Source organism: Pilosibacter fragilis, assembly GCF_032490495.1.
GTDB classification, from domain to species: domain Bacteria; phylum Bacillota; class Clostridia; order Lachnospirales; family Lachnospiraceae; genus Pilosibacter; species Pilosibacter fragilis.
The window spans coordinates 96,380-122,792 of sequence record NZ_JAVYJB010000001.1 but is presented as its reverse complement, the minus strand read 5'-3'; the positions used below and the strand labels follow the sequence as shown (position 1 = coordinate 122,792).

General features: G+C 46.9%; 19 protein-coding genes. All 19 read left to right on the top strand.

Features of this window, described 5'->3' with window-relative positions:
* The first annotated feature begins 50 nt into the window (after window positions 1–50).
* The 19 genes from ABCW45_RS00545 to ABCW45_RS00455 all read left to right on the top strand — a co-directional run bounded on the left by ABCW45_RS00545 (window position 51) and on the right by ABCW45_RS00455 (window position 25,814).
* Window positions 51–6,602: a hypothetical protein gene (locus tag ABCW45_RS00545; RefSeq protein ID WP_343219972.1), complete on the top strand. Its 6,552-nt coding sequence runs from the start codon at window positions 51–53 to the stop codon at window positions 6,600–6,602.
* 112 nt (window positions 6,603–6,714) lie between these two features.
* Entirely contained in the window at window positions 6,715–9,312 is a 2,598-nt protein-coding gene (locus ABCW45_RS00540; RefSeq protein ID WP_343219971.1) for a calcium-translocating P-type ATPase, PMCA-type, read from the top strand.
* A gap of 128 nt (window positions 9,313–9,440) precedes the next feature.
* On the top strand, window positions 9,441–11,699 hold the full coding sequence (locus ABCW45_RS00535; protein ID WP_343219970.1) for a YceG family protein: 2,259 nt from the start codon (window positions 9,441–9,443) through the stop codon (window positions 11,697–11,699).
* A gap of 2 nt (window positions 11,700–11,701) precedes the next feature.
* The gene (locus ABCW45_RS00530; protein ID WP_343219969.1) at window positions 11,702–12,844 is read left to right on the top strand and encodes a toxic anion resistance protein; all 1,143 of its coding nucleotides are present in this window, start codon (window positions 11,702–11,704) and stop codon (window positions 12,842–12,844) included.
* 79 nt (window positions 12,845–12,923) lie between these two features.
* Complete coding sequence (locus ABCW45_RS00525; RefSeq protein ID WP_215705309.1) at window positions 12,924–13,502, top strand: TerD family protein; 579 nt, start codon at window positions 12,924–12,926, stop codon at window positions 13,500–13,502.
* Window positions 13,503–13,610: 108 nt separating this feature from the next.
* The gene (locus tag ABCW45_RS00520) at window positions 13,611–14,189 is read left to right on the top strand and encodes a TerD family protein (RefSeq protein ID WP_215630916.1); all 579 of its coding nucleotides are present in this window, start codon (window positions 13,611–13,613) and stop codon (window positions 14,187–14,189) included.
* An 85-nt stretch (window positions 14,190–14,274) separates the two neighbouring features.
* Window positions 14,275–14,874: a TerD family protein gene (locus tag ABCW45_RS00515; protein ID WP_343219968.1), complete on the top strand. Its 600-nt coding sequence runs from the start codon at window positions 14,275–14,277 to the stop codon at window positions 14,872–14,874.
* Between the two features lie 123 nt (window positions 14,875–14,997).
* A complete protein-coding gene (locus ABCW45_RS00510) occupies window positions 14,998–15,279 on the top strand; it encodes a hypothetical protein (protein ID WP_343219967.1) in 282 nt (93 codons plus the stop codon).
* A 284-nt stretch (window positions 15,280–15,563) separates the two neighbouring features.
* Window positions 15,564–16,184, top strand: coding sequence for a hypothetical protein (locus tag ABCW45_RS00505; protein ID WP_343219966.1), 621 nt, complete (start codon window positions 15,564–15,566; stop codon window positions 16,182–16,184).
* A gap of 12 nt (window positions 16,185–16,196) precedes the next feature.
* A complete protein-coding gene (locus ABCW45_RS00500) occupies window positions 16,197–17,561 on the top strand; it encodes a DEAD/DEAH box helicase (RefSeq protein WP_343219965.1) in 1,365 nt (454 codons plus the stop codon).
* Window positions 17,562–17,596: 35 nt separating this feature from the next.
* Window positions 17,597–18,661, top strand: a complete 1,065-nt coding sequence (locus tag ABCW45_RS00495) for a DNA primase (protein WP_343219963.1) — start codon at window positions 17,597–17,599, stop codon at window positions 18,659–18,661.
* A gap of 375 nt (window positions 18,662–19,036) precedes the next feature.
* Window positions 19,037–19,330 (top strand): hypothetical protein, encoded by a 294-nt coding sequence (locus ABCW45_RS00490; protein WP_215705314.1) that lies wholly within the window; start codon window positions 19,037–19,039, stop codon window positions 19,328–19,330.
* A gap of 109 nt (window positions 19,331–19,439) precedes the next feature.
* The gene (locus tag ABCW45_RS00485; RefSeq protein ID WP_343219962.1) at window positions 19,440–19,862 is read left to right on the top strand and encodes a hypothetical protein; all 423 of its coding nucleotides are present in this window, start codon (window positions 19,440–19,442) and stop codon (window positions 19,860–19,862) included.
* Window positions 19,863–19,949: 87 nt separating this feature from the next.
* Entirely contained in the window at window positions 19,950–20,300 is a 351-nt protein-coding gene (locus tag ABCW45_RS00480) for a hypothetical protein (RefSeq protein WP_343219961.1), read from the top strand.
* A gap of 126 nt (window positions 20,301–20,426) precedes the next feature.
* Window positions 20,427–20,969, top strand: coding sequence for a hypothetical protein (locus tag ABCW45_RS00475; protein ID WP_343219960.1), 543 nt, complete (start codon window positions 20,427–20,429; stop codon window positions 20,967–20,969).
* A 26-nt stretch (window positions 20,970–20,995) separates the two neighbouring features.
* The gene (locus ABCW45_RS00470; RefSeq protein WP_343219959.1) at window positions 20,996–21,328 is read left to right on the top strand and encodes a hypothetical protein; all 333 of its coding nucleotides are present in this window, start codon (window positions 20,996–20,998) and stop codon (window positions 21,326–21,328) included.
* 30 nt (window positions 21,329–21,358) lie between these two features.
* Entirely contained in the window at window positions 21,359–22,639 is a 1,281-nt protein-coding gene (locus ABCW45_RS00465; protein ID WP_343219958.1) for a hypothetical protein, read from the top strand.
* Window positions 22,640–22,659: 20 nt separating this feature from the next.
* A complete protein-coding gene (locus ABCW45_RS00460) occupies window positions 22,660–23,124 on the top strand; it encodes a PrgI family protein (protein ID WP_215630927.1) in 465 nt (154 codons plus the stop codon).
* Window positions 23,125–23,222: 98 nt separating this feature from the next.
* Window positions 23,223–25,814, top strand: coding sequence for a VirB4-like conjugal transfer ATPase, CD1110 family (locus tag ABCW45_RS00455; RefSeq protein WP_215630928.1), 2,592 nt, complete (start codon window positions 23,223–23,225; stop codon window positions 25,812–25,814).
* The last annotated feature ends 599 nt before the right edge of the window (window positions 25,815–26,413 follow it).

Here is a 26,413-nt window from a genome sequence, read left to right as displayed (position 1 = left end):
GCTGTCAAAAAGATTCGGGCTGGTAAAGGCCTGTGAAAGGAGAATTTATTATGAGAAAGAGAGCAATCAGCCGTTACGTGGCCGCAGCATTAAGTGCGTCCATGGCCGCGCCAGCGGCAGCACCTGCTGTTCAGGTCTTTGCAAAGGAGCTGAGCGAAGCGGCAGATGTGACAGACTCCGGAAAAGCAACACCAAGCGATGCGGACCCGGACGATGAAGATGTCCTGATCGCAGATGGTGATATTCTTCCAGATGAGGAAGAAGCGACTCCGTCCGATGCGGAAGAGATCATAGCTGACGTTGAGATTGCGGACAGCACACAGAAGAAATCGGATTATCCGGTATTCGGTACCTCTGCATTCTGGGCATGGATGGATTCCCTGTTTACCGATAAAGATGAGGAGGGAAATGTAGATCTTACTTCTGAGGATGCAAAAGCTGCAATCCTCGCATGGCACGCCACAATCGCAAAAAGCAGCGTAGCCACTGCTTCAGACGCAGAAAAAGAATACGTTGCCTTCGGTGGCGAAGAGGGCAGTGATGAGTTCTGGGATTGGTTTGAGGAAAATGCGGTTGTCAGAAATGAGGACGGCGAGATTCGTTCCTATAAGAACGACATCATCCAGGACTGGATCGAGCATGCGGACACAGAGGACGCATACAACTTCGTGTTAAATCTTTACATGCTGCGCGGCGTTTCCACTCTGTCCGCAATCGGTTCTCTCTGGCCGGATAACTACGGAGCAGGTGCAGACCTGTATCAGCACGGTAACGGTACTGAGGAAAGCCCGTACATCATCGATTCCGTGGAAGACCTCCGCTTCTTTGCGGCAAATATTGCACAGAACCTGCATAATGAGGATACTTTCTACCGTATCGAGCATGGTACTTATGATCTGAACGGTTCTTGGATCCCGGTAGGTTTCCAGAGAAACAGCGGCGGTGATGCCGTGGCGTTCCATGGCCATATTACAGCGGAAGACGGGGCAAACATCAGGAACCTTGGTTTCAAAGCTAATACCACGCTTGGCATTACATCATCCATGGTAGCAGAAATCCAGGAACAGGAAGCTGTCGGTTTCTTCGGTGAAGTTGGCTCCGGCGCAACCATTACCAACCTGTCCATCGACACCAGCCGCAATACGCTTGAGGGCAGCGACTACGCAGGCATCCTTGCAGGACATGTGGTGGATGCTACCATTAAGAACTGTACCGTCAGTGGTGTCGTAAAAGGAAAGGGCTATGTCGGCGGTCTTGTGGGCTTTGCGGAGTCTAGCACTACGCAGTCCGGCGATCGCAACACCATCATCGAGGATTGTAAGGCGGATAAGGTGGCGGCTTACACGAATGAAGCAGTCACTTTCACCTCCGAGTTTTTAAATGGCCACTCCTGTGTGGGTGGTATTGTCGGTTTTGCAGCCAACACTTCCATTATCGATACCTACGTCAGCACCAATACCGGTTCCGGAAACCATATTTACGGTAACGGAGCGTACGTCGGCGGCGTTGCCGGTGCAATCGACCATTCCGATATTTACAATACCGAGGTGCACGACGGCGAGATCGGCTCCAATAACTCTTATGCAGTCGGCGGTATCGTCGGCGGTTACTGCTACGGTCATGTAAAGGTAGCCTGTTTCTCCGCAACCGCACTGATTCCGACTTCCACCAATAACTATTCCGCAGCATTCATCGGAACCCGCGTCAACAACGCAGGCTTTACCTATGGCGCTGACGGCGATCTTGCGTATCTGTTCGCGGATACCAAGACAAAGGCCGATACCGGTATCTGCGGCTCCCGCGTGGCGGATGACGGCAAATTCGGAAAGGATGCCCATATCGGTTATTGGCATACGGGCGACAATTACTATACTATCGTGTCCGGCGATAATGTAACCAGCGGTGAACAGTACTTCTATAAGGAGTTGGAGGATGGAATCTTAAAGATCCGTGAGGAAGACCCGAATGGAAACATTGATACCATCAACCACTTTACTGCGGATGCACAGGGTAAACCGACCAGAGGTTTCCTTCTGACGATCGAAGACCCGCACGTAAGCGGCACGAAGGCAGCGAACATCAGTGCTTACATCAGTGGTTCCTATAAACCGCATGTGACCAGCGAGGATCTGGGTGCATTTGCACCGGGCGATAAGGTATATGTATCTTTCCAGGCCCTGTCAGACGGCACCGGATACTTCCAGATGGATAAGACCCAGGCAAATAACCCGTACATCAATTACCATAAGCACGACGAGTTCTATGTATATTCCGACGATACCGTGAAAGAGGGTATCACCGAAGGCGCCGGCTATTACTTCACCATGCCGGATTCTGACGTAACCCTTGGCGCTATCTATAAGCAGGTATCGCAGGCCGTTGCGTTAAGCCCATCCAAAATCGTGTTCGAGGTAACCCAGCAGCGTACCGGAAGCCGTGAAAAACCGACCATCAAGTACATGGTAACCGCTTATAACGGTAACAAAGACGTAGACGGTTCCGCTTCCATCATTACCGATGCAAAGGGTAATCGCTGGGAGAACCGTGTCATCATGACCGTGGACCCGGACGGCACCGAGCATGTAAACCAGGAAGACCGTTTCTTCTTAAATTCCCTGGTAAACGGCGCGGACAACGATAAATTCAATTTAAGCTGGTCCACCAGCAACGATGAAGCAAACGACATCCTTTCCAACATGACCGTGGAAAGCGGACTGACCAACGGAAAGAGAGCGTATTTTACCCTCAACCTGTCCGATTCCGCCATCGCAGATAAGGCAAAAGAGCTTGCGGATAAGCAGAAGGACGGCGGTTACAAGGACAATATGTCCACAAAATCTCCGTACTGGTATCATTCCGTTATCAGTGCCAAAGCACAGGTCGATGATTCCGAGGACAAAACCAATCCTCCGATCGGCTACACTGACGTTGACATTAAGTTTAATGTGGATGATCAGACTTCCGTATCCGTCACCGGTGCGGCACTGACCAGAAACAAGATCACTTACAACGTAGTGCGTACTTTAAGCGGCGACCGCAAAAATCCGACCGTCAAATACACGGTCAACAATGAAAGTCCGGATTCCGCTGATGAGGCAACCGCGGCACTCGGCGTTACCTTCAACCCGTCCTATTTCAGCAACCAGGATGTGGCGTGGTACATGACTGCCGTAAAGGAAGATGATCTGGATGAGAGCGGCGAGATGACCGCAGAAGCAAAGGCATCCGCAGTAGACAGTGACCGTGATAAACAGGATGACGGCACTCTCCAGGTATCCGTAACCGGAACTGGCGATAACGCTTATAAGGATGCTGCAGTCTTCTTAAAGGGTGTGCATGATTCCTCCTGCGATAACGCGTGGATCAAGAACCTCGCGGATACCGAGGATAGCAAATACACAAAAGAAGACAAAAAGATTCCGCAGAAGGATTATTCCATGCAGAAGTTCATCAAGGTAACCGGTAAGGATGCGAACAACAACTCCGCAACCGACACCTGCCTTGTAACCGTCAACTTTAAGACCGTGGACGAGACCGAGATCATGCCGGCAAAGGTGGAAATCAACAATAAGAGTAATGTCAAAGATTACAGCGTGATCTATACTTTTAAGGGTAATTCCAAAACCGACGTAACCGCAAGAAATCTCTATTCTGTATCCAACGGTTTAAACAGCAAGCTTTCCGGCGGTATCGGCGAGGTGCTGTCTGCAACCGTTTCCCCGGTTTACGATCCGACAGACGGTGTGCATACTCCGTACGACAACCAGGTACGCTGGTCCTTACAGAATGGCGATATTACCGCACAGCCGAACCTTGACCCGTATGATGTGCTTGATATCGATCCGGTAAGCGGGCAGATTACGGTCCGTGGATATGGAGAGAGTAGTGATTCTTCTGATATGGCATACTCTCCGTGGATTCAGGATCAGATCTCCAAAGGCAACTTAAATGGTGTGACTGTCACCTTGAATGCGGTGGCAACTTCTACCCGTGACAACAGCAAGGTAGATTACGTGCCGATCCGTGTCACCTTTACCGCAGGCTCCATGAGCAGCGACGAGGAGAACCTGGACTTTGATCTGGTTTATACCCAGAACGTACGCACCAGCCTGGCGGGAACTGACGTGAGTGAAACAGGCGGATGGAGTGGAACAGACCCGCAGACCGTAACCGCAACAGCAACCGGTACCAGTGAGGTCCCAGGCTTTACCGTACTGAATGAAGACGGAAGTGTAAATACCACCATCCTTACCCTGTCAGATACCGACAACAAGAACACCAAGAGCGTTACCGCCAAGACGGGAGCACAGTGGATTAAGGACATCATGACAAACCGCAAGAGCGGAAACAGCGGAAGCGTATCCGTAAAGGTACAGGCAAAGACCACAAACGGCTCTTCCGTTTCCGAGGTTCCGGTAACCGTGAACTTCCGTTATGACGGCGTTGATATGGACGCAGCAACCGTTTCCGCGCTGCCGGAAGGATACGAGGCATCCCCGGATGTGATCACTGCTTCCACACCGGAAAATACTTACGATACCGCAAAGGCTTCCGTAAAGGATCGCCAGATCACACTCGGTGTTGTGGCAACTCAGGGTAACTACAGCATTAACAATCCGGGAACCAGAAAATGGTCCTATGGTATCGCAAAGCTTTCCAACACCACATATTCCAGCCAGGGCGTCAAAGCGGACGATGCTGTATATGAGCTTTCCGGAGACATCAAGGACTACTGTAAGGTAGACAAGGACGGATATCTGGTGCCAATCAAGGGCCTGTGGGATAACGTGATTGCCTCCGGCAAGACAAACGGCAGCGTAAGCGGCGTGGTAACCGCAACCAAATCCGTGGATGGCAAGACCACATCCGACAGCTATAAGGTAACCATCAACTTCCGTTACGATAAATCTGTACTGGAGTCCAACGAGGAAACCTTTGACGTGGTGTACACAGATGATTCCCGCACCAACAGTGTGAAGTCCCATTGGACCGGAGATGATAAGATTCAGCTGAAAGCACACATTTCCGATGAAAGCGGCCTGGATGTTACTCCTGTATGGGAAACTTCCGATCCGGATATTGTGACTGTGGATGCAGACGGCCGCGTCAGCGTCAATAAGGATACCTGGATTGCGGATATGATTGCAAAAGCACAGGATTACAATGAGGATACTCATTCCGGCAGCAGAACCGTGACCGTAACTGCAAAGCACCCGACCACCGGAGCAACTGCAGATACATGCCAGATTACGGTAAACTTCCGCTATGATAAGGTCATCGTGGATAAGACTGCGGAAACCTATAGCCTGATCATGACCCAGACTTCCAGAACCAACAATCCGTCTTATGTATGGAGCGGAAACGATATCCGCAAGATTAATGCGAAAGCGTTTGTGGAGCCTGGAAAGAGCAACAAGGTAACCTGGCAGAGTGAAGACAGTGGTATCCTGACCGTGGATGACGCAGGAAACATCCAGCCTGTTGTGGACGCACAGTGGCAGCTTGATATCGTTGCAAAACACCAGTTCAGCGGCCAGAAGAAGGTAGCAGCAATCGCGGCAAACAGCGATATGGGAACCAAAGACCATGCCAATGTAACCGTAAACTTCCAGTACGAGGATGTGGAAATGTCCGAGAATACGAAGAACATGGACGTAACCATTACCGCAACCGGAAACCGCAGCTACCCGACTTACACTGTGACCGGAGCAACCGCAGCGGATCTGTCTGCAGTCTTAAACTCCGCGAACCCGAATGAGAACGGCCTCAAGTGGACAACTTCTGACGCAGGTCTGTTATCTGTAGATCAGAACGGACATCTGACCCTGGTACTGCCGACCGATAAGGATACAAACGGCAAAGTGGTACAGGCACAGGGCAGTAAGTTCTCAAGTGATGCACATGCACTTATCAAGGAAGCTTTAAAGCATGCTTGGACTAGCACAAACAACGCGATCACTTCCGGCGCTATTGTGATTTCCGCTTCTTCCATGGACGGACGCATGGCCGATCAGTGCAACGTGAAATTAAACATCAAGTACGTGGATAACACCTATACCACTTCCGGCGGAGGCGGAGGCGGAGGTTCCCACAGTGGTGGTGGCGGCGGTGGCGGTTCCACCAAATCTACCACACCGGGTGGAACCCAAAACGCAACCGGACCGAATCTGCCTGGCTATGTAGTCAAGGGCGGTACATGGCTCCGCGATAACGTGGGACGCTGGTTCTTCTCCACTGACCATACCTACACGGATGAGTGGGGCGCAATCCTGAATCCGTATGCGGATACTTCCAAGGGACAGTCTCAGTTTGACTGGTTCCATTTCGGAAAGGATTCCGTCATGACCACCGGCTGGTACACCGACGCAAACGGAGATGTATTCTATCTGAACCCGGTATCCGATAACACCCTTGGACGTATGTTCACCGGTTGGAACTGGATTGACGATAACGGAGACGGCGTATCCGAATGCTATTACTTCCAGGAAGTTTCCGACGGGAAACGCGGACGCCTGTATAAGGGAACCACAACCCCGGACGGCTATACCGTCAATGAAAAGGGTCAGTGGACCGTAAACGGTGTTGTACAGACAAAGAAATAATCAATTCAACAGGATCCCCTTCTCTCGCGGAAGGGGATTTTCCTGTTCTGACCAATTTTTGCAAAATCACATCCATAATTCTTACATCAAAAATAAGAAAGGAAAAAACAATATGTCAGATCTCAAAGGATTAACAGAAAAAGAAGTGGAAGAAAGTCGGAAAACGAACGGCAGCAATGCCCTTACTCAGATTCCGCCGGAGCCTCTCTGGAAAAAGATTATGGAAGGATTCAGGGAACCGATGATCATGATCCTTTTGGTGGCACTGGCTGTGGAAACTGTCATGTTTTTCATGGGGGAGGCAGACTGGTATGAACCGGTTGGGATTGTCATTGCCATCATTCTTTCCAACGGTGTCTCATCCATCAGTGAAAACAAACAGCAGAAAAAGGCAGCTGCCTTAAAGGAAGCAGAGCTTGCTAAGGAAAAAACAAAGGTACTGCGTGATGGCGGCATGAAGGAAATCCATGTCAGCGATGTGGTGACTGGAGATATCGTATATCTGCAGGCCGGAGATAAAATTCCTGCCGACGGTATCATCCTTGACGGCAGCATTAAAGTGGATCAGGCCGCCTTAAACGGAGAAACCGAGGAAGCGACCAAGGAACCCCGTAAAAACGGGGAGTCTTTTGACACCAAAGACCTGTTAAACAAATACTACGCATACCGCGGTACTGTTGTGTGCGGCGGCGAAGCCCACATGTATGTACAGGTTGTCGGCGACCAGACACTGTTTGGACAGCTGGCACTGGAAGTGCAGGAGGAGAGCCGGCAGACTCCGTTACAGGTAAAACTGGCCAAACTTGCAAAACAGATTTCCCAGTTTGGTTATGTTGGCGCCTGCGGTATTATGATTGCAATCATTCTGCAGAATGTACTGACCGGACACATGCCGGAAAACTGGCACGCATGGATGTTCTTAATTGTCGCAGCCGTTTCCACTTCCGTGACCATCATTGTATGCGCGGTACCGGAAGGCTTACCGTCATTAACATCCATCCTGTCTTCCTTCCAGAGCATCCGGATGATCAAAGATAATGTTCTGGTACATAAGATCAACGGCCTGGAAACAGCAGGCAGCTTAAGCATTCTTTTCAGTGATAAGACCGGTACGATTACAGAAGGCAAACTGACTGTTACGGAAATGGCCACTGGTGATGTGAAGCAGTTCAAAAAACTGTCAGAAGTTGGGGATGTTCTGAAAAAAGATATTGTCACCGGCATCGGTATCAATAACAGCGCCACGATTTCTGATAATGCCGTCATTGGCGGAAACAGCACGGACCGTGCGCTGATGTCCTTCCTGCTTGATGCGAAGCAGACTGAGTTTGCGGATAAGGAAAATGTCATTAAATTTAATTCCTTTGATTCCGCAAAGAAATATTCCAGTGTTACGATCGGTGGCAACGGACAGGCTGTTACCTATATCAAGGGCGCGCCGGAAAAGATCCTGGAGCGCTGCGACAAATATCTGGATGAAAACGGAACAGAAAAAGAATTAAAAGAGCGCGGTTATCTGGATACCTATATGAACGAACAGGCTGAACGTTCCATGCGCCTGCTTGCCGTGGCAAAACGGAACGGTGATTCTGATGAAGGTGCTTTGACCCTGGTGTGCGTTATCAGTATCCGTGATAACGTCCGTATGGAAGCAAAAGATGCGATCCGCGAAGTGCAGCGCGCCGGAATTCAGGTTGTTATGGTAACCGGAGACCGAAAAGAAACGGCTGTTGCAATCGCAAAGGAAGCCGGACTCCTTGTGGATCCGGATGATATCGCCCTGACATCTGCGGAAATGGCTGAGAAGAGCGATGAGGAAATGAAGGCCCTGCTGCCGCATCTGCGCGTGGTATCCAGAGCTCTGCCGACAGATAAGAGCCGTCTGGTCAGACTGGCGCAGGAACTGGATGAAGTCGTTGGCATGACCGGTGACGGCGTCAACGATTCCCCGGCTCTGAAAAAAGCAGACGTGGGCTTTGCAATGGGAAGCGGCACGGAAGTCGCAAAAGAAGCGGGTGACATCACCATTCTGGACGATAACTTCGCTTCCATTAAGAAAGCAATCCTTTATGGCCGCACCATGTTTAAGAGCATTCGTAAGTTCCTGATCTTCCAGCTGACCGTTAACGTAGCGGCTGTCCTGACCTGCTTTATCGGACCTCTGCTTGGAGAAAATACTATTTTAACTGTTACCCAGCTGCTCATGATCAACCTTGCCATGGATACTCTGGCAGCGATCGCGTTCGGAAGCGAGCCTGCGCTGGAAGAGTATATGAAAGACCGCCCGATTCCGAGAAAAGAAAGCATCATCACCAAAAATATGATGACGGAGATTCTGATCGGAGCCCTGTATATCACCGGCATCTGTCTGTCTATCCTTTTTGTCCCGGCAGTACGGAATCTGTTCGGCGATGTGGATGTGACATATTTAAAATCTGCGCTGTTTGCAACCTTTATGATGGCAATTACCTTCAATGGCTTCAATGCCAGAACCGAGCACATCAACCCGTTTGAGCACATCGGACGAAATAAAAACTTCCTGCTTGTCATGGGAGCAATCTTCCTGATGCAGTTCGTGTTCGTGACATTCGGTGGAGAAGTACTGAGTGTAGAACGGCTGAGTGTCCATTCCTGGATGATCTGTCTGATCTTGGCATTTATGGTCATTCCGATCGATGTAGCACGCAAACTGATTATCAGAAAACATTAGAAATATTCGAAAGGCACGGCCTGGCCGTGTCTTTCTTTTTTTGCTAGACGGTAGAAAAAACCAATTTCGGGTGCTTCCTATCCATAATTACACCGTAACAATCAGAAAGAAAGGAGAGAAAAAGGCTGATGACATCAATAACACCGGAAGAGTTTACAAAATTCATATCCGTAGATAACACCTCCGGCAGACTTCCTGCCCTGGTATGCCGGTACGGGGAAGATATCCGCCGTTTTCTTACCGAATACTGTGCGGAAGCACAGAAAAACGGAGCCATCATTGCCGGAGGCTTGGCAAACCCGACGCCGGAACAGCTGAAATATTATACGGAAATGGCCGGACAAGACTTTCGTATGGATGCGGAATTCTTCCAGTGTGTAATCGGCAAATTGCTGCCGGGATGCAAAGCAAATAAAAAGGAACGGCTTGCGGAGGCTATGCTCGGAATGTTTACAAAACTGCAGAAAGAGGGAAAAACTGCAGGTGCATTAAAAAACACATTCGTGAAATTCATGTGCTGGATGTATTACCGCCTTGGAAGTTTGATGGAACAGAATGGGAATGCCTCCGCGGTTTTGTACGAGGGAGATCCTTCCACCTACGGATTTCTGTTTTTGCGGGCATTGTGCCTTGCAGGATGTAGCGTTGTAATCCTTTCCCGTGACCGTGATGCATTTTTTAAAACATCCGGTGCAAAAGAAGACGAAACGCTGGAGATAGTCCCGACCAACCCAGAACCGTTCCCGGATAAATTCGGAGTGCGTTCCATCATGGATGAAATTGTGAAAAAGCGCAGAATTACTGTTCCTTCGTCAACAGTCATACCACAGTCATCCATGTATCCCACTCCATGCACAAACGCATGGATGTCAGGAGATATTTTCCACGATCTTTCTATACCAGCCAAAGAACGCGGCCAGGAAGAAAACATCTTTTACAACGCATTCTGTGAAATCGAAGGAGTGGATTCTCCGGCCGCATACCAGGAAACGCTTTATAGGCTGGCTGCTGGCAGAAAGTCAGAAAAACATGGACTGGTTATTGTAAATAAATCTCTCCCTACACCAGATGCCGCAGCGATTGCTGCAGTCAAGCGTGACCCGGCACTTTCCGGCCGTCCCTTATTCCGCCTTCTGGCTGGAAATTTCAGTTTTCCGGAAAACAACCGGTTGGAAACAATGGTGAGGGATGCGTTCTGCCACACGATGGAAGAAGAGGCTGCTGGCGGAATGAACGGTGGCAGGCTGACAGCTCTTGGTGTTTATATGATCTGCTGGCTTCGTTCATATGCGTACCGCTTATGGAAAGGCATGCACTTCCCGCAGGTCGCAACCTTTTATCGTTTCGGCGGCAGCGTAAATGAAAAAGAAGCGGTCTTTTTTCGGCTTTTATCCATGCTTCCAGTAGACATGGTTGTTTTCCGCCCAGAAGCAGGAGAGGGTGGAATGCCGGAATCCGGCGCACTTTTTAAAGTACACCTGCCCAATACCGCACGCATGGAATGGTTCCCGGAAGAAACAGGTGGAAAAATCGGAACGGTTGCGTATCACGCAGAGCAGGAACTGGATACCATGCTGTATCAGGATACCGGCATGTACCGGGAAAAACAGTTTGCCACGGCAGACGCCGTTATCCTGCAGTCCATGGAAGAAGAAATCCCGATTCTCTGGGATCAGGAACTTCGTTTCCGTCCTGGATTTTCATCAGATGGAACGGTCCGGATGCCGGTTTTCCTTGCGAAAATTTCCGGTGTAAAGGACGGAAACACGGAAGAGTATTGGAAAAAGATCCAGCGTCTCACAACCGCGGACACACAGGTAATCCGGCAGATTCCCAAAATGTCAGATGATACAGCCGGACGCGCGCAGATCCCCGTCACCGCTTTTTTAAAAAATAAGAAACTCAGAACAGAGTCCGTGAAAAACAGCCCGGATTACCCATACGGTTTTCTTCGGGAAGAAGTACAGGACCATATCTTAAAAAAGACCCAGCAGCTTCTGGATACCGGATGGATCCGCGGCACATGGGAGAACGGGACAGAATATACGATTGTGGCATCAGCACTCAGTCTGGATAAGGAAACACTTCGGCTGATTCAGAATTTTGATTTTACAAAAAAGAATCCGAAACGTATCTATCTGATCACCGGAGAAACACAGCTTTCGCTTCGGGACACCATTGAGGCAGCGCTGCTTCATCTGATCGGATTCGACATCCTGTTTTTCATTCCGACCGGATACCGGTGTGTGGAACGATATTGGAACGATTTTCAGATCACGGAATACCAGTCCGGCCCGTATCAGTATGATCTGCGGATACCGGATTTTACAACATTTCAGCAAACAGCCACAAAAGGGTGGTTTAGAAAATTTTTAGGAGGACTTTAAAAATGGCAGTAGATTTCAGTAAGACAGCAGAAAAAAACATGGCACAGACCGCAGCAGGAATCGCCCCGGCAGCCCCGGAACTTCCGGAAGTTAAGGAATATAACATCGAGGCCGACAGACAGGATATGACCAAAGCGCTGGTCGGCTCCAAAGAGGTGGACGACATCGTCAGCACCATTGAGGTAAACAACATGGAATCCGTCGTGACATTCGGTGCTTCCGTAGCCGAAGAGATCTCCAAAGCATCCGATGTGGTCTTAAACAGCATGAGCATGAATCAGATTGATGATTCCGGCAAGATGCTTGCAGAGTTATCCAAGATTATGTCTCAGTTTGATATCGAGGAGATCAAGGACAATCCGGGATTTCTGGAAAAATGGTTTGGTAATGCCAAAAAGAAACTCGACAAGATCTTGGACAAATATCACACCATGGGTGGGGAAGTGGACAAGATTTATGTGCAGCTGAAGCAGTACGAAGAGGAGATCAAAACTTCCAATGGCAGACTCAATCAGCTGTTTGAAGCCAATGTCGGTTATTACCACGAACTGGTGAAGTACATTCTGGCAGGAGAGCAGGGCTGTAAAGAGATCGAAGCTTATATTGAGCAGAGAAAAAAGGACATGGAAGCATCCGGCGACCAGTCCATTCAGTTTGAAATCTCCAATCTGAATCAGGTACTGATGCTCCTGGAACAGAGAACACAGGATTTAAGGACAGCGGAAAGCGTAGCCATCCAGTCCATTCCGATGATCAAGACCATGGAATTTTCCAATATGAACCTGGTGCGCAAGATCAACTCAGCCTTCATCATTACCCTCCCGGTATTCAAACAGGCACTGGCGCAGGCAATCATGTTAAAGAGACAGCGGATCCAGGCAGAATCCATGGCGGCGCTGGATGCTAAAACAAACGAAATGCTGATTAAAAATGCCCAGAATACCGTGGAGCAGAGCAAACTGACCACACAGCTCGCATCCGGCAGCTCTATTAAGATCGAGACGCTGGAAACCACCTGGAGAACCATTGTAAACGGCATTGAGGAAACAAAACAGATTCAGGAAAACGCAAGGGCAAAACGGGTTGAGGACGCAAAACGTCTGGATGCAATCAAACAGGAATACCGCGCGCTTCAGAAAAAATAAGGTATGGTCCGCAAAAAACCAATAATGGCAGAAACTCTTCCATAATTACGGTACAAAGAACAAAGGAGGGCTTTAAAAGATGCCAATCAGTTTAGCAAAGGGTCAGAAGATTAATCTGACCAAAGATAACCCGGGATTAAAAAAGATCCTTGTAGGACTCGGATGGGATACTAACCGCTATGACGGCGGTCATGATTTTGACCTGGATGTATCCGTATTTATGACCGGAGCAAATGGAAAGTGCAGCGGTGAAAAGGATTTCATTTTCTACAACCACAAGGAGCATGCATCCGGCGCAGTCATTCATATGGGTGATAACCGTACCGGTGATGGTAACGGCGACGATGAGCAGGTAAAGGTAGATCTTTCCAAGGTACCTGCAGAGATCGAAAAAATCGCTTTTACCGTAACGATCGATCAGGCGGATACCCGCGGCCAGAATTTCGGCATGGTATCCAATGCCTACTGCCGTATCGTCAACGAGGATAACGGTGAGGAGCTGATGCGCTTCGATCTGGGCGAGGATGCCTCCATCGAGACTGCCGTTATCATGGCAGAACTCTACCGTCATGACGGCGAGTGGAAGTTTAACGCGATCGGAAGCGGCTATCAGGGCGGTCTGGCTGCACTTTGCACTCATTTCGGTCTCGAAGTATAAAGAAACAACAATGGAAAAACAGTTATCCGCAGGAACCGAGTGTGTTCCTGCGGGTGCGACCCACTCTATGTATGGGTCTGTATAGAAAGAATAGAAAGGAGATTACATATGCCAGTTAGTTTATCAAAAGGCCAGAAAGTCAGCCTGACAAAGAAGCGTCCGTCATTAAAGGAAGTAACCGTAGGCCTGGGATGGGATGCACAGGAGGGAGGCGGCTACGCATTTGACCTGGATGTATCTGCATTCCTGTGTGCCGCAAACGGAAAATGCAGAAGGGACAAGGATTTTGTTTTTTATAACAATCTTGACCATCCCTCCGGTTCTGTTATCCATATGGGTGATAACCGCACCGGTGATGGAGACGGCGACGATGAGCAGGTAAAGGTGATCCTGTCAAAAGTTCCTGCAGATATCGAAAAAATCGTCTTTACGATCACGATTGACGATGCAGAGCGCCGCGGTCAGAACTTTGGTATGGTAAGAAATGCTTACTGCCGCGTTGTGGATGAAAATGACGGAGCAGAATTAACCCGTTATAACCTGAATGAGGAAGCGTCCATTGAGACTGCGGTAGTCATGGCGGAGCTGTATCGTCATGATGGCGAATGGGAGTTCCACGCAATCGGTGACGGATACCAGGGCGGCCTGGCTGGGCTGTGCAGACGTTACGGCATCGACGTAGAGTAAAAAAGAGAGAAAAAGTTATCCGCAGGAACCGAACAGGATCCTGCGGATCTATATAAAAAACAGAAACTGATGGGAGGAAAAAGATATGTCAGTAAATCTTCAGAAGGGACAGAGAGTAAGCCTGTCCAAGGATCGTGAGGGATTAAGTAAGATCATGGTAGGACTCGGCTGGGACGCAGCGGAGGTAAAGAAGCGCGGGCTTTTCGGGTTCGGCGGAGGTAGTACCCATAACATCGACTGTGATGCTTCCGTGATTTTATTAAAGAACGGACGCCTGGAATCCAATAAGGATGTTGTATATTTCGGAAATCTGAAGCACGCATCCGGTGCAGTCAAACACATGGGAGATAATCTGACCGGAGATGGTGACGGTGATGATGAGCAGATTATGATTGATCTGAGCAAACTGCCGCCGGAGTACGACCGTCTCGTCATTACGGTAAACATTTACCAGGCAGCCCAGCGCCACCAGCATTTCGGCATGATCAAAAATGCTTTCTGCCGCCTGGTGGACGAGCACAGACACGAGGAAATGTGCAGATACAATTTAACTGATTCCTACCCGAATCAGACCGCAATGATCTTCGGCGAAATCTATCGTGAAGGCAGTGAGTGGAAATTTAATGCCATCGGACAGGGCACCAAGGATAATTCTATCAATGCCTTGGCAAACCACATCTATTAAACAGCTTGCGCACAAGTGTTGCTATAGGGCCGCCGGAAATCCGGCGGCTCTTTTTACGGTTATCCACTGCCATAATTTTCACGAAACAATGATGAGGCATCCGAGTATAAGGAGGATAAAACAATGTTAAGTAAGTACAAAGTACTGTACAGCTTAAAGGTACAAAAACAGACAAAGTCTGTGGTTGATGCAATCAGAGAAATCGAAAGTTCTGACAAAGAAGAATATACCGATGACGAGGTTGCAGCAATCCACAAAAAAGTGCTTGGACTGGATTACGACCATGCTCCGGCATACGGCCTGCGTTCAAAAGAAGACAACGAGCTGCTGCGGGAACTGGAAAAAGACAGGCTCCGTGACGGCTATGATTTTTACAGCGATCAGGAAGCAGATATTTGGAATTAAACCGTTCAATCTTACATATGGGGAGCCTGGGCCATGCCTTGGCTTCTCATATTTGTAATTGAAGAAAAAAGGAGAAAAAAATGAAGTCGCGACTGCATGAAACCGGTACATACAAAAATTTGCAAATGGAAATTATTGCGTATCGGGAAGCTACGGATATCGACGTTGAATTTTCAAACGGGTTTATCCTACAACATACGCGATACTATAATTTTCAGCACAGGATCTTTCCCATGTGTGTGATCCGCTATCATGAAACATCCACAGCATTAAACGGGATGGTCATGACGATTGTCGCATATCGGACGACAACAGATATCGATGTTGAATTTGCAGACGGGATTATTGTGCAACACAGAAGCTACCGTGCATTTTTACAGGGATGCATCAAACATCCTGAAATCAATCCGGAAACCATGTATCACAGAGTCGGAGAAATACGCATGGCTAACTGTGGACTTGAAATGGAAATCATCGCGTATCGGACCGCGCATGACATGGATGTCAGATTTTCCACTGGAGAAATTAAAGAACATGTGGCATATAGAGATTTTTTATCCGGGAAAATCAAACCGGTCACAACCTCTCCTGTCGGCATGGTAAGAACAGCAAAAAACGGCTTGCGTATGAAGATTGTGGAATACCGTGGTGCATGTGATGTTGACATCATGTTTGAAGATGGCGTTATAAATCAGCACAAAGCCATGAAACAGTTCCGCTCCGGACAGATCGGACATCCGCATATTGGGACCAATTCAGACGGGAATTTCCACGGTGTTAAAACACAACGGGGTTTTTCAACAGAGCATGACGTTTATTACATCTGCACATTCCCTGACGGAACAAAAGATATTTGCACACCTCTTGAGATTATGGAACATATGGGCATCCAACGGGCATTTTAAAGGAGATCAGCTATGAAAATTAAAATCAGCAAACACAACTTGCCGGTTGTAGAAAAAATTGTTGATTCATATCACTCAGGTACGAGAAGCATCCTGTACACCTCAGGAGTAGGAACTGGGAAATCCTATGTCTTCATGGGTATCGTGGAACGCATGCTGCAGGAACTGAAAAGCATTTTGTATGTCATCCCAAAATATGCCGTACAGGAAAACATCAGTGAATATACGGATTTTCAGTGGCTCAGTTCTAAGATTCCGGTCGATTTTGTAACATTCAATTTTTTTACGGATAAGGAAAAAGGAATAAAAAAACTGTCCGGATATGATCTTGTCGTAATTGATGAGGCACATCATCTGTGGAGCGACCGGTATGGCAAAAACCTTGCGGAATGCATGCACCTGTTGTCAAGAACGCGTTTCCTCGGCTTGACAGCCACTCCGGAACGCGACATCAAGGAATACGGGCATAAGAAATCAGTCCATACAGGCAGTATTTTTGATCAGACCGTAAACGGTATCAGCAACTTTGAAGCAATCCGGCTTGGGCTGATGCCGAAATTTAACTACCGCGTCATGCTTCCGGAAAAAGATCCGAAACAGATCCGCGAAGAATACGAAGGGAATGTTAATGTAAAGATCGCGTATGAAGAATGTGAACAGACGCTTGCCAGAATCGTTGCAATGTATCCGCGAAATAAATGGATTGTTTATTTTGCCGGCAAAACCAAACTGCATGAATACGAAGACCGGATGAGAAAAATTTTTGCAGGATATGAAGTGTTTATTCTGTATGCGGATTTAAGAAATCTGTCTCAGGTCATTGCCGGCATGCAGAAAGCAGAAAAAGCAGTCATCCTTTCCGTGGATATGCTTCTGGAAGGAGTACATCTGCCGGATGTTACGGGGATTGTATTATTCCGAAATGTCACATCACTGGTTACGTTCCAACAAATTTTAGGGCGTGTATGCTCCATGAGCAACAAGACGGAACCAGTGATTGCCGACGCATCCAGCTCCGGTCCGGAAATGCTTGCAAAACTTTACCGAATGGATGGAGAAAACAAATCCAGAGAAAACGGGGACGGCTCCGGGCGCACTAAACCGATTTTCACGCTTGGAATCGGCGCTGACAGGGAATGGAAAGGCATTGAGGAATTTTTGCGGCTTTACACCTCCATGGGGTCGGAAATGGACCGGAAGGAGAAACTGGAAAAGGCTGTGAAAAAATACACCGGATTTGGCGGTGGCATATATCATGGCTTGGAGCTCTGGAAACAGAATGAAACACATTATAAAATGCTCCTTGCCTGTGCTAAATGTTTTTCTGTCCCAGCCGCCGCTCTGGCAGAGGCACTGCAAAGACAGACTGTATTGTAATACGGCAACATACAATGCGAAAAGAGGAAAAAAATATGTACAGCAAACCAAAAACAATGCCGGAACTGGCATCCATGTATACAAAAATGTATCGTGACCGGGTATCCGGAAAATATTTTGGAAAATGTCCGTTCTGTCACGGAGATATCGCATCATTTTCCGCGGATGAGAAAAACGGTACTTTTTTCTGTTACGCCTGCGGTGCTGGCGGGAACCGTTATGATTTCCTGGAACGGATCGGCGCGGTAAGACAGACGCCTCCTCAGCGGGGAAAAGACCCAGTGCTTTTAAGAATGTATGCGGATGCAGCATTTTTTTACTATCAGCAACTGACAACCCGCGGAAATATCGGAAACCAATACTTGAAAAAACGCGGAATTACGGAAGAAGAGATGGCGGAGTATGGACTTGGATTTGCTCCGGATGCATTCTGCTGCCTGTACGATTCCCTGAAAAGTCGATACGAATACAGTGACCTGATCCGTTCCGGCCTGTTTAAGATCAGTAAAAAGGGAAATGTATATGACCTGTTCCGGAACCGTGTCATGTTTCCGATCATGGATGAAAACGGGGATGTGATTGCATTCGGTGGCCGCGTCATGGATGACACCAAACCGAAATACATCAACTCACCGGATTCACAGCTCTTCAGTAAAAGAACCAGATTATATGGTTATCCATACAAAGCGGAAAGACGCAGCGAGGCGATCATTATCTGCGAAGGCTATATGGATTACATCGCGCTGCACAGCGCCGGATATCAGGACTGCGCAGCGGTACTTGGAACGGCGCTGACCGAAGAGCATGTGCGTCTCATTGCTTCACACTATAAAAAAGTGTATCTGTCCATGGATAGTGACGGCGCCGGAATCAATGCCACAAAAAAATCCATCGGACTTTTAAAAGCAGCCGGACTGCCGGTCCGCGTTCTGGATTTCAGACCGTACAAAGATCCGGATGAATTTTTACGAAGCAACCCATATGGCGTGGATGCCTTCCATAAGCGCGTGGAACAGGCGTTGCCGGCATGTCAATTTCTGGCCAGACATGCATCGGATATCGGGGAGCTTGCAGGTATTCTAGCAAGACAGGTTCCGTAAGCGTCAAACAAACTATCTTCCAAATAGATCCTTTCCAGAAAAGAGAGGATCTATTTTTTTGCTAACAAACCGAATATCTGCGGATAAGAAAGCAGCACATACAAAAGCAAAACCAATATTTCGAACTTTCGCTCCATAATTTGCACAGCAAAAGATTGTGGGAAACGATTTCGGCTCACGATCACGCATGCTATCAACGAAAGAGAAGATCATCGATCCTCAGTACACAAAACAGTATATACCCAATCAATGCCTTAAACGGCGCAAAAATCAGAAAGGAGAAGGGGGAAATGCAGAATTCTTTTATCATGAACACGCTGGTAATGTAACGTTTTCAACGCATGTGTCCGTCCAGGCGGATTCCCTGCGTAATTTATGGAAGAAGAGAGAGAGAATGAATATGTAGACGAAAAAGAAGAAAAAATGAGCATTTCGCATGAGCATTTTAATGCCATGCTGGAGCGTCTGACCGGCAGGATGCATCCGCTGACAGGATGGTTTCCAAGTATTGACGATGCTCTGGAGTTGACATTGAATCCGGTAGAAAATTATGAGTTTATTCTCTGGATTCTGGAATCCAATCCGGATATGGAGCTGAGAGGAGAACAGAAAGAAGCGTATCAGATCCTGCAGGACGCCATGAAAGAATGCACGGAATTTACAGAATAGAGATTACCCCGGGAAATCCCCGGGGATTTTGTGCTGCCAAAAAGTTTTTGCGACATTGAATGCATCTCCTTCCATAATTAGACAAACAAAAAGGAAGGAGGAACCGGACATGAATAGATTCGGTACTGTAAACGGCGTTGCAGCTGCAAAAAACGAGACCGTAACTGCAAGAAAAGAAATGGCAAATCTGCGGACTCGGTGCGTTGCGTGGTTTCAGAACTGCATGGCAGCTTTTGTAGCATTCGTAAGCTGCATGATTTGGAGACTGAATGCATTTGCACTGAACATTGATACCAACTACACCGTAAAGGCCAGTGTGGCGAATGTAAACCCAGAGGGTCTGGTGCTTGGCGTATCTTTCTGGATCTGCAGACTGATCGGTATCGGTATGTTTATCTGGGGCCTGTATGGTTACATCACCGCCAGAAGAGGCGGAGATTCCGAGGCCATGAACGGAGCAATGAACACCCTGATCGGTGGCTTGGCACTGGTTTGTATGCCATCCATTCTGAAGGCAGTCGGCATCATCTAATGTACACTGACAATTTGCATACAACTGTATTTGGTGGCCGTTGTCATCTGACAGCGGCCCGTTTTCATTTTGAAAGGAGAGATGGGCTTGAAATTTTTCAGTAACATTGACAAAAAAACAAAAATCCTTTGGCTTATTAACTGCATTGCATTTCTGACTGGAGCGTTTGGGTTTGTTTTTGTGGCAACCATTATTATTTGGGGTCTGAATATCCAGAGTATGCCGACCATGAACAAATACTCCCTGTTTTGCTGGGTCGCAGCTCAGATGGCGCAGTTATTCGGCTTCTATCTTGTCATGCGTGTTCATTTCATTGCGAAAAAGAAAGATTCGCAAGTAGAAAAAATTGCAAAACCAATTTTGGAACTGCTGGTATGGGTCATTGGCCTTACATTATATTGTTTACCGGCAGCATTACATGTGGCTGGAATATTCTGATATTGCCAAACGCAGAGTTGTGACAGAAATCATAACTCTGTGTTTTTTCTTTGCGGTACACGGATTTCGCGCAAAAGCATCAAACCGTGTCCATAATTATCCCAAAAGAAGAAAGGAGGATTGGAAATGGAAAATCAGAATGCTTCAAACGAAGCATCAACAGAAGAGAATCAGAAGAAGCTGTGGATGAAATGGATCGATTGGCTTAAGTCATGGTTCTTCGTATTGATTGTAGCTATTGGATGTGTCATGTGGCAGCATAACATTTTTGGCATTGCTACAAACGAAACAATTCTTTTGATCGGCAGGATTATACTGCAGCTCTGCGCGCCGATTGGTACTGTTATGTTTGTGAGTGGCCAGTTGGGTTATCTGGCGACAAAAAAAGTAGCCGGACCGGATGGCGAAATTACCGGATCAAAGAAATGGGTTTGGTGTAGTAGTTATGGCCTGATGCTGATACTTTGCCGGTTCCTATTTATTTCCATGGACAATGCTATTGCATTTGTCACGGGTATATCTCAGATAAGCGGCGTATGTATGGTTCTGTTAGGAATGGGTTCCAGCATTAAAACTAAAAAAATCTTAAAAGAAAACGTCGCTCATATTTTAGGCGGCCTGGTATTGTTCTTTGCGCCATTTCTGATGTGTATATTAGGACTCTGGTAACGACGCCGTCAGAAAGGAGAGAAAAAATGAAAAAAAAGCTATCCGCAAGTTGCACTGCCGCAGTAACAGCAATTTGTTGCAGTATAAACGCTCACGCACTTTCTATCAGTCCAAATGCAAAACCAAGCGACTTTGACTCCTATACTATAGGTGATTTTCAGGGCGTTGTTCTTGGCACAGTCTTTTTTATCCTGCGCCTGTTCGGCATCCTGGCGCTGATCTGGGGCCTATACAACGCAATCATTGCCAAGAAATCCGGTGATGCCAGACAGTACGGCATGGCATTCACAAAATTAACGCTTGGTTTCTGCATGGTCTGCCTGCCGACCATCCTGCGGGCAGCTAATATTATTAATTAAATCAAGTCAAAAAGGAGGAATGATAAAAATATGAGATTGATTAAAAAAATCCCGCTTCTTCTTGGCCTGTGTGTAACAATGACCGCTTTCGCACCTGTAAATGCATATGCCGAAAATGATCCCCAGGTGGATGAACTTATTACAAAGGCGAAAGAAATTTATCAGGACGCAGACTCAGCTCCAAAAAGAGATCGCATTGTAGAATTATTGGAAGAAAAACTTGATTCTGAAGATCTTAAAAATGATCCAACTGTGGAAGGCGGATACAAAATCATCGATGAAATTTTAAAAGATGAAAAGGTGGATTTGGCAAATACCATGAGCGGCGCCAAAGTGCAATGGAAAAAATATTTTAAAGAAGAAGCCATGGCGTTAGGTGTTAATTTTGGATCAACAACTTACGAATCAGAAACAGGAGATGAAATAGTCAATGCAGGCGCAGGAGACAATGATGCAGTAGATGCTGGAGTAAAAGTCAATATTCTGACATGGAACCGTACAAAAGATGAACATGATACAGCGTTTAGTAAGGCCAATCAGGGCATGGTATCGAAATTATTGGAAAAGGTTTCGACAGGAATGGCTGGTTTTTCGGATAACATTCGGACTTTTGCGATTGCTCTGGCTATTACCTTTGGGGCTGTTAGTATGATGAACATGATTCAGGATAAAAACGCCAGCAATGAAGCTCTCAGTAGGGAGTTTATCAAACTGATGATTGGTGTTTGGTTCATTTATAACTATAAATTCTTTGCACTGCTCATTATTCGTGCCGGTACATTAATTTTGGAAAACGTCATCGTCGGGGTTCAAGGTTCATCGGGGGCTGCAGTAAAATATGCCCTTGTTAAAAGCTTTGTGTCCGTAATATCGCAAAACCAGTTAGCAACAATGGGATCAGACTGGGTAGCTGGTCTTGGTAACGTGGTCAGCGATCTTGGATCGGGATTAAGCGGTCTGTTTGGCAGCATCACTGGTTTATTTGGCAATGGACTGGTCCAGTTAGCATCTTCGCTGGTTGTTTATGCGGTTGCTATTGAAATCGCCATCCGTTACCTCTTTACCCCACTTGCTATTGCGGACCTGTACTCGGAGAAGTGGCGCAGCAACGGCTGGATGTGGTTAAAAAAACTTTTTGCTGTTTCCATGCAGGGTGCGGTCATTTTCCTGATCATTTATGTAACGGATATTTTTAAAGATAGCCTGGGTGCATCATTTTCTGTCATCACGAACACAGCCATTAACCTGACCATGATCGGTATGTTTGCAAAATCAAGACAGATTGCCAATGACATCATCGGCGTCCATTAAACAGGAAGGAGGAATGCACCATGATTATTATGCCGGTACCGAAAGATATCCGCAATGTAAAGGCAAAATTCATCGGACCGTTTACCAAACGCCAGACCTATGCGATTGTCCCGGCGGTTGTTGTCGGCTTGCTGCTGAATACATTTCTTGGAAAACTTGGATTGCCGTCTGACTTAAAAGTTGTCATTACCATCGCGGCAGTCAGTCCGATTATCGCATGTGGTTTTATTGATGTATGTGATATGCCGCTTGCCGTGTTTTTAAGAGACGTGGCGATCGTGAAATTTTTTGCTCCAAAATGTCGTCCATACGTCACGGAAAACACCTTCGACAAGCTGGCAAAGCAGAGCAAGATCACCTACGAATATTTCGATGGTGATGATAAGGAGTATACGGATAAGGAAATGAAGAAAAAACAGAAACTGAATAAAAAGAGGCTGGAAAAATATCTGAAAACCAATCCGGATATGAAACCAATCGATTAGAACCGGACCGGGATGTGCATCTGCCATCCCGGTTTTGCGATGTTGAACCGACAAAATTCCATAATTATCCAAAGAACAAACGAAAGGAGACCAAAGACATGTTCGGCAAAAATAAAAAAATGCAGTCAAACGCAGACGTCACCGACATTGGAAACGGAAGCAGCAGAATGAAAGCCGGCAGTAGCAGCGGACAGATCCAGGATTTTTCCGGCGATGTTGGCCGAATTGGGGCAGACAAACCTTTAAAAGAAAAGAAAAAAAATGCAGGACTGGCAAGTAAGGGTGCAAAATCTAAAAAGGCCCTCATCCAGTCTATCAGCGTTCCCAAAACCGTGCAGCAGTCTATTCCATACCGTAAAGTATATACAAATGGTATCATCGAGACGGAAGAAGGTATCTTTACTAAATGTTACCGTCTGACGGATGCAAATTTTAAAACAGCAACACAGCAGACCCAGGAGGATATGTATTTTGCATATGGAGATCTGCTTAATTACTTTTCACCGGATGTAAGACCGCAGCTTCTGATTTTTAACCGCAGGATTGACATGGACAAGTTCAACCGCGAAACCCTGTTTGAGATGGAGAATGACGGGTATGACGAAATGCGCGAGGACATGAACTCAGTGCTGCGTTCCAAAATCAGCGAAGGACAGTCCAACATCACACAGGAAAAGTATCTAATCATTTCCATTAAAGCGGAAAACATCGAGTTGGCAAACGGTACCTTCTCCCGTGTGGATGGGGAAATTTCTTCCAGAATCAAGGCAATCAATGAACATACAACAGACCCGATGGAATTGCAGGATCGGCTGGAGCTTTTATACAACATTTATAACCAGGATACGGATGTCCCGTTCTTTAAAAAGATGAATATCGACGGCAAGGAAGCGAGGACCTTTGATCTCGGCTGGATGCAGTCACTGGGTCTGACGACTAAGGATGTGGTCGGTCCAAGTTCCATGGAATTTGAACGCGACTATTTGAGGCTGGGCGATAAATATGCGAGAGTTCTGTATCTCAGAGATCTTCCGACGCAGTTATCCGCTGAGATTTTAACGGATATCGCCAATGTTCCGTGTCAGGCTTTGACCAGCGTGCATTTCTCCCCAATGCGGCAGGATGAAGGTATCAAGCTGGTCCGCAACCAGATGTTGGAAATCAACCGTAATGTAGCGGAGGCCGCGAAGCGAAATGCCAAGGTCGGTCTTGGCTCCGACTTGATTTCTCCGGATTTGGAACAGGATCGCAAGGATGCCGCGAAAGCCTATGATGATATTACGGTACGTGACCAGAAATCCATCCTGATGACGGTGCTCGTAACCGTATTTGCGGATGACCTGGAGGAACTTACAAAATTTACCAAGCTGGTACAGAACCGTGTCGAAAAACACCTCTGTAAGATATCGGTACGTACTTCGGACCAGGAAAACGGATTTAATTCCTGTCTCCCGATCGGATGTAACAAAGCACGGTTAAACCGTCTGATGAACACGGAGTCAGCCGCCCTTTTTATCCCGTTTGAGTCTATGGAGCTCACACAGCCACACGGAACCTTCTATGGAGTGAATGTGACGAGCAGGAACCTGATCATGATCAACAGGCTCCGGGGGCAGAACTCAAACGGTCTGATACTCGGTATGCCGGGTTCCGGTAAAAGTTTCACTGCGAAGCTGGAGATGGCACAGGCTTTTCTTTCCAGCAAACAGAACGAAATTTTTGTCATTGACCCGCAGGCTGAGTACCGCCCCTTATGCGAAGCACTTGGCGGCCAGGTAATTCGTATCGCGCCGGGATCCGATACCCACATCAATCCGTTCGATATGGATATTACATACGATGCGAAAGACGGGGATGATCCGGTTACGGTCAAGTCAGACTATATCTGTTCCATTTGTGCGTCTGCCATCAATGGCAGGGCAGGACTGAACCCGATTCAGATTTCCGTTATTGACCGTTGCGTCCGTCAGTTGTATGAACCCTACCTGGCGCATATGGAGGAGCTGAAGAGGAGAGGAATCAAAAAGACTTGCGACACCAACGCCAGCCCGACGTTCATGGATTTCTACAAGATCCTCGGACGCCAGCCGGAGCCGGAAGCCCGTTATATCCAGATCGCGATTGAGAAGTATTGTCAGGGTTCCTACAATACATTTTCCTTCCGGACAAACGTGGATACCCAGAACCGCTTCGTAACCTATGATATCCGCGATATCGGTACTGGTATGAACGAGATTGGCATGCAGGTGTGCCTGAATGATATTAAGAACCGCACCATCATGAACAGAAAAAGAAATATCCGTACCTGGATCTACATCGATGAGCTGTATATCCTGACGCAGTCCGCGTTATGCGCGCAGCAGCTACTCTATATGTGGAAACAATTTCGAAAATATGGCGGCGTTCCGACCGGCATCACTCAGAATGTAGAAGACCTGCTGACGAACCGCGAGTCCAGAGGTATCATCAACAACTCGCCGTTCATCGTCATGCTGAACCAGTCCAACGAAGACAGACGGGAGATCGGTTCCATGCTTCATATTTCGGAATCACAGCTGAACTATATCAAAAATGCGGAATCCGGACAGGGACTTGTATTTTGCAATGGCGCTATTGTACCATTTGTTAATAAATTTCCAAAAAATAATAAATTATATGAAATTTTATCAACTAACCCCAATGAAAATTGATAAATTTCAGACTATTTATGAAATTATCGATGTTTTTGTAATTTTCCTTTTATTTCGTAAATATTCCCTTTATATCGCAAACAAGCGGTATAGAGGGAATTACTTTTTCCTTTTATTTCTTAAATAAGCATGTTTTTGACCGATATGCGTTTTCCTTTTATATCGCAAACAAGGATGAACTGAAGCACATGCACTTTTTCCTTTTATTTCCGAAACAAAGCAATCTTAAAGACACCTATATGCAAAATTTTAATTCAATGCTTCCATAATTGTCCCGACAGCCAATGTATGGGAGGAGCTTTTCTAGTTGCAGCGACAGCTGTATGGGGCGAAAACACGGAACATTATGGAAAAAACTCACCGACATGAAACTTCCTTGTTTAGGAAATAAAAGGAAAACATGAAATGGAGCAGAACATGCTTGTTTGCGATATAAAAGGAAAAAACGCACAGAAAAACAAGGGAAAAGAGGAGAATATGTTTGCGAAATAAAAGGAAAGAAACAGTTTTTGTAAATTTCCTTTTATTTCCGAAACAAGAGGGTATAAGGGCGAGAACTGGTTTTCCTTTTATTTCCGAAACAAAGCAATCCACCTCAA

What these genes read in the sequence shown, in the direction of transcription:
- ABCW45_RS00490 (WP_215705314.1), top strand. Translation starts at nt 19,037, where the DNA reads ATGGAAGAAGAGAGAGAGAATGAATATGTAGACGAAAAAGAAGAAAAA.
- ABCW45_RS00455 (WP_215630928.1), top strand. Translation starts at nt 23,223, where the DNA reads ATGTTCGGCAAAAATAAAAAAATGCAGTCAAACGCAGACGTCACCGAC.
- ABCW45_RS00535 (WP_343219970.1), top strand. Translation starts at nt 9,441, where the DNA reads ATGACATCAATAACACCGGAAGAGTTTACAAAATTCATATCCGTAGAT.
- ABCW45_RS00465 (WP_343219958.1), top strand. Translation starts at nt 21,359, where the DNA reads ATGAGATTGATTAAAAAAATCCCGCTTCTTCTTGGCCTGTGTGTAACA.
- ABCW45_RS00525 (WP_215705309.1), top strand. Translation starts at nt 12,924, where the DNA reads ATGCCAATCAGTTTAGCAAAGGGTCAGAAGATTAATCTGACCAAAGAT.
- ABCW45_RS00475 (WP_343219960.1), top strand. Translation starts at nt 20,427, where the DNA reads ATGGAAAATCAGAATGCTTCAAACGAAGCATCAACAGAAGAGAATCAG.
- ABCW45_RS00545 (WP_343219972.1), top strand. Translation starts at nt 51, where the DNA reads ATGAGAAAGAGAGCAATCAGCCGTTACGTGGCCGCAGCATTAAGTGCG.
- ABCW45_RS00460 (WP_215630927.1), top strand. Translation starts at nt 22,660, where the DNA reads ATGATTATTATGCCGGTACCGAAAGATATCCGCAATGTAAAGGCAAAA.
- ABCW45_RS00495 (WP_343219963.1), top strand. Translation starts at nt 17,597, where the DNA reads ATGTACAGCAAACCAAAAACAATGCCGGAACTGGCATCCATGTATACA.
- ABCW45_RS00540 (WP_343219971.1), top strand. Translation starts at nt 6,715, where the DNA reads ATGTCAGATCTCAAAGGATTAACAGAAAAAGAAGTGGAAGAAAGTCGG.
- ABCW45_RS00520 (WP_215630916.1), top strand. Translation starts at nt 13,611, where the DNA reads ATGCCAGTTAGTTTATCAAAAGGCCAGAAAGTCAGCCTGACAAAGAAG.
- ABCW45_RS00470 (WP_343219959.1), top strand. Translation starts at nt 20,996, where the DNA reads ATGAAAAAAAAGCTATCCGCAAGTTGCACTGCCGCAGTAACAGCAATT.
- ABCW45_RS00500 (WP_343219965.1), top strand. Translation starts at nt 16,197, where the DNA reads ATGAAAATTAAAATCAGCAAACACAACTTGCCGGTTGTAGAAAAAATT.
- ABCW45_RS00510 (WP_343219967.1), top strand. Translation starts at nt 14,998, where the DNA reads ATGTTAAGTAAGTACAAAGTACTGTACAGCTTAAAGGTACAAAAACAG.
- ABCW45_RS00485 (WP_343219962.1), top strand. Translation starts at nt 19,440, where the DNA reads ATGAATAGATTCGGTACTGTAAACGGCGTTGCAGCTGCAAAAAACGAG.
- ABCW45_RS00505 (WP_343219966.1), top strand. Translation starts at nt 15,564, where the DNA reads ATGACGATTGTCGCATATCGGACGACAACAGATATCGATGTTGAATTT.
- ABCW45_RS00515 (WP_343219968.1), top strand. Translation starts at nt 14,275, where the DNA reads ATGTCAGTAAATCTTCAGAAGGGACAGAGAGTAAGCCTGTCCAAGGAT.
- ABCW45_RS00530 (WP_343219969.1), top strand. Translation starts at nt 11,702, where the DNA reads ATGGCAGTAGATTTCAGTAAGACAGCAGAAAAAAACATGGCACAGACC.